The 4,029-nt window shown below is 69.5% G+C and carries 4 protein-coding genes; 1 reads left to right on the top strand and 3 read right to left on the bottom strand.

Going from position 1 to position 4,029, the window contains the following annotated elements:
• Positions 1 to 120: 120 nt before the first annotated feature.
• The 3 genes from purL to purS are packed head-to-tail and all read right to left on the bottom strand — an operon-like array spanning position 121 to position 3,316.
• On the bottom strand, positions 121 to 2,379 hold the full coding sequence (gene purL, locus B7767_RS20335; protein ID WP_085573446.1) for a phosphoribosylformylglycinamidine synthase subunit PurL: 2,259 nt from the start codon (positions 2,377 to 2,379) through the stop codon (positions 121 to 123).
• Positions 2,376 to 3,056: a phosphoribosylformylglycinamidine synthase subunit PurQ gene (purQ, locus tag B7767_RS20340; RefSeq protein ID WP_085573447.1), complete on the bottom strand. Its 681-nt coding sequence runs from the start codon at positions 3,054 to 3,056 to the stop codon at positions 2,376 to 2,378. Before purQ ends, purL begins: the two co-directional genes overlap by 4 nt.
• Positions 3,053 to 3,316, bottom strand: coding sequence for a phosphoribosylformylglycinamidine synthase subunit PurS (purS, locus tag B7767_RS20345; protein WP_006133353.1), 264 nt, complete (start codon positions 3,314 to 3,316; stop codon positions 3,053 to 3,055). The genes purQ and purS overlap by 4 nt, the downstream gene beginning before the upstream one ends.
• A 353-nt stretch (positions 3,317 to 3,669) precedes the next feature.
• On the opposite strand from purS, the gene B7767_RS20350 reads away from it, so the two are divergent.
• Positions 3,670 to 3,987, top strand: a complete 318-nt coding sequence (locus B7767_RS20350) for an Lsr2 family protein (protein ID WP_085573448.1) — start codon at positions 3,670 to 3,672, stop codon at positions 3,985 to 3,987.
• Positions 3,988 to 4,029 lie beyond the last annotated feature (42 nt).

Raw genomic sequence — 4,029 nt, forward strand, 5'->3', positions numbered from 1 at the left:
CCGGCGCGGGGAACGCCCGAGGCGTGTGCGGGACGGCGGGAGTCCGGCGGGGCCGTGCCCTGCGCCGCGGCCCCCGCCCGGTGGACCGGGCGGGGGCCGCGTGCGAAAGGGGCGGGAGGATCAGGCCAGCAGGGCCGGGATCGTGCCCTCGTGGATCTCGCGCAGCTCGGCCAGGGGGAGCGCGAACTCGCCCTGGAGCTCCACCGTGTCGCCGTCGACGACGCCGACGCGGGTGGCCGGGAGGCCGCGCGCACCGCACATGTCGTTGAAGCGGACCTCCTCCGAGCGCGGCACGGCGACGATCGCGCGCCCCGCCGACTCGGAGAACAGGAAGGTGAAGGCGTCGAGCCCGTCCGGTACGACCAGGCGCGCGCCCTTCTCCCCCAGCAGCGCCGACTCGACGACCGCCTGGATCAGACCGCCGTCGGACAGGTCGTGCGCGGAGTCGATCATGCCGTCGCGGGAGGCGGAGATCAGGATCTCGGCGAGCAGGCGCTCACGCTCCAGGTCCACCTTCGGGGGCAGGCCACCGAGGTGGTCGTGGACGACCTGGGACCAGGCCGAGCCGCCGAACTCCTCACGCGTGTCGCCGAGGAGGTACAGCAGCTGGCCCTCCTCCTGGAAGGCGACCGGCGTGCGGCGGGCCACGTCGTCGATGACGCCGAGGACCGCGACCACCGGGGTCGGGTGGATGGCGGCCTCGCCCGTCTGGTTGTAGAGCGAGACGTTGCCGCCGGTCACCGGGGTGCCGAGCTGCTGACAGCCGTCCGCCAGACCGCGTACGGCCTCCGCGAACTGCCACATGACGGCCGGGTCCTCGGGCGAGCCGAAGTTCAGGCAGTCGGAGACCGCGAGGGGCTTGGCGCCGGTCGTGGCGACGTTGCGGTACGCCTCCGCGAGGGCGAGCTGCGCGCCCGTGTACGGGTCGAGCTTGGCGTAGCGGCCGTTGCCGTCGGTGGCGATCGCGACGCCGAGGCCGGACGCCTCGTCGATGCGGATCATGCCGGAGTCCTCGGGCTGGGCCAGGACGGTGTTGCCCTGCACGAAGTGGTCGTACTGCTGGGTGATCCACTGCTTGGAGGCCTGGTTGGGCGAGCCGACCAGCTTCAGGACCTGGTCCTTCAGCTCCTCGCTCGTCCCCGGGCGCGGCAGCTTGTTCGCGTCGTCCGCCTGGAGCTCGTCCTGCCAGGACGGGCGGGCGTACGGGCGCTCGTACGTCGGGCCCTCGTGGGCGACCGTGCGCGGGTCGACGTCGACGATCTTGCCGCCGTGCCAGAAGATCTCCAGGCGGTCGCCGTCGGTCACCTCGCCGATGACGGTGGCGATGACGTCCCACTTGTCGCAGATCTCGAGGAAGCGGTCGACCTTGTCGGGCTCGACGACCGCGCACATGCGCTCCTGCGACTCGCTCATCAGGATCTCCTCGGGGGAGAGCGTCGAGTCGCGCAGCGGCACGTCGTCGAGGGTGACGCGCATGCCGCCGGAGCCGTTGGAGGCCAGCTCGGAGGTGGCGCAGGACAGACCGGCCGCGCCGAGGTCCTGGATGCCGACGACCAGCTTCTCCTTGAACGCCTCCAGGGTGCACTCGATGAGGAGCTTCTCCTGGAAGGGGTCGCCGACCTGGACGGCGGGGCGCTTCGACGGCTTGGCGTCGTCGAAGGTCTCGGAGGCGAGGATCGACGCGCCGCCGATGCCGTCACCGCCGGTGCGGGCGCCGTACAGGATGACCTTGTTGCCGGCGCCGGAGGCCTTGGCGAGGTGGATGTCCTCGTGCCGCATGACGCCGATGGCACCGGCGTTGACCAGCGGGTTGCCCTGGTAGCAGGCGTCGAAGACGACCTCGCCGCCGATGTTGGGCAGGCCCAGGCAGTTGCCGTAGCCGCCGATGCCGGCGACGACGCCCGGCAGGACGCGCTTGGTGTCGGGGTGGTCCGCGGCGCCGAAGCGCAGCGGGTCGACCACGGCGACCGGGCGGGCGCCCATGGCGATGATGTCGCGGACGATGCCGCCGACGCCCGTGGCCGCGCCCTGGTAGGGCTCGACGTACGACGGGTGGTTGTGCGACTCGACCTTGAAGGTGACCGCGTAGCCCTGGCCGACGTCGACGACACCGGCGTTCTCGCCGATGCCGACGAGCAGGGCGTCGTTCTCGGGGGCCTTCTCGCCGAACTGGCGGAGGTGGACCTTGGAGGACTTGTACGAGCAGTGCTCGGACCACATGACGGAGTACATGGCGAGTTCGGCGCCGGTCGGGCGGCGGCCGAGGATCTCCACCACCCGCTCGTACTCGTCCTTCTTCAGGCCCAGCTCGGCCCAGGGCAGCTCGACGTCGGGGGTCGCGGCCGCGTGCTCGACCGTGTCCAGAGGCGTCCGGCTCATGCGTTGACCAGCTTCTTGAGGATCGAGGTGAAGAACGGGAGGCCGTCGGTGCGGCCGGTGCCGATCAGCGGCTCGACGGCGTGCTCGGGGTGCGGCATCAGGCCGACGACGTTGCCCGCCGCGTTGGTGATGCCGGCGATGTCGTTGAGCGAGCCGTTGGGGTTGACGTCCAGGTAGCGGAAGGCGACGCGGCCCTCCGCCTCCAGCTCGTCCAGCGTCCGCCGGTCGGCCACGTAGCGGCCGTCCATGTTCTTCAGCGGGATGTGGATCTCCTGGCCGGCCGAGTAGTCGGTGGTCCAGGCGGTGTCCGCGTTCTCCACCCGCAGCTTCTGGTCGCGGCAGATGAAGTGCAGGTGGTCGTTGCCGAGCATCCCGCCGGGCAGCAGGTGGGCCTCCGTGAGGATCTGGAAGCCGTTGCAGATGCCCAGCACCGGGAGGCCGGCCTTGGCCTGGTCGATGACGGTGTCCATCACCGGCGAGAAGCGCGCGATGGCGCCGGCGCGCAGATAGTCGCCGTAACTGAAACCGCCGCAGAGCACCACGGCGTCGACCTGCTTGAGGTCCTTGTCCTTGTGCCAGAGGGCGACGGGTTCGGCACCGGCGACGCGGATCGCGCGCCGGGTGTCCCGGTCGTCGAGGCTGCCCGGGAAAGTGACGACGCCAATACGAGCGGTCACTTCGCGGCCTCCGCGACTTCCTCGACCCGTACGGTGAAGTCCTCGATCACGGTGTTGGCGAGGAAGGATTCCGCAAGATCGTGGATACGGGCGAGCGCGGCCTCGTCGACCGGCCCGTCAACTTCCAGTTCGAATCGCTTTCCCTGACGGACGTCCGAGATCCCTTCGAAACCCAGTCGCGGCAGTGCGCGCTGCACCGCCTGGCCCTGGGGGTCGAGGATCTCCGGCTTGAGCATGACGTCGACTACGACGCGTGCCACTGGCACTCCCGGTGTGTGGTGCTGAGCAGGTTCCTTCAGACTACCCGCACAAAATTTCTACGCGAGTAGAGTTGTAGGAATCTACGTGAGCACCGTCACGATTCGGCATCACGGGCAGACGCCAGGGAAAAGTTCCGGGAAAGATCTCCGTTCGCCCGCACATCTCTATTGCGCACCGGACACGCGGACAGATTTAGTCGGGCTTCACAATGCAATGCCGGGCACTGTACAAATGAATTGTCATTAGCAGATACTTTGCCCGATTACAGGCGAACAGCCGACATCTCGACGATGTACCGGCACGTCATCACGGACGTCCGGACGAGAGATGCCGCACGAAGGGACCGATATTCGTGGCGCAGAAGGTCGTGGTCACTCTCTTTGACGACATCGACGGCTCGGAAGCGGCGGAAACGATCGCCTTCGGACTGGACGGCAGGTCGTACGAGATCGACCTCAATGAAACCAATGCCAGGAAACTGCGTGCGGCCCTCGAGCCCTACGTGGACGCCGGCCGCAAGCGGTCGCGCTCCGGCAAGGCGTACCGGCAGACGGAGGTCGCCCCGGACCCGGCGGCGGTCCGCGCCTGGGCGCAGGCGAACCGGATGGACGTGCCCGCGCGCGGGCGGATCCCCAAGAAGGTCTACGAGGCGTTCGCCGCGGCGCGGTGAGCCGGCCGCGCGCGCGGCCGTCGGGGCCGGTCCGGTGCCCCG

Source organism: Streptomyces sp. 13-12-16 (assembly GCF_002114215.1).
Lineage (GTDB): Bacteria > Actinomycetota > Actinomycetes > Streptomycetales > Streptomycetaceae > Streptomyces.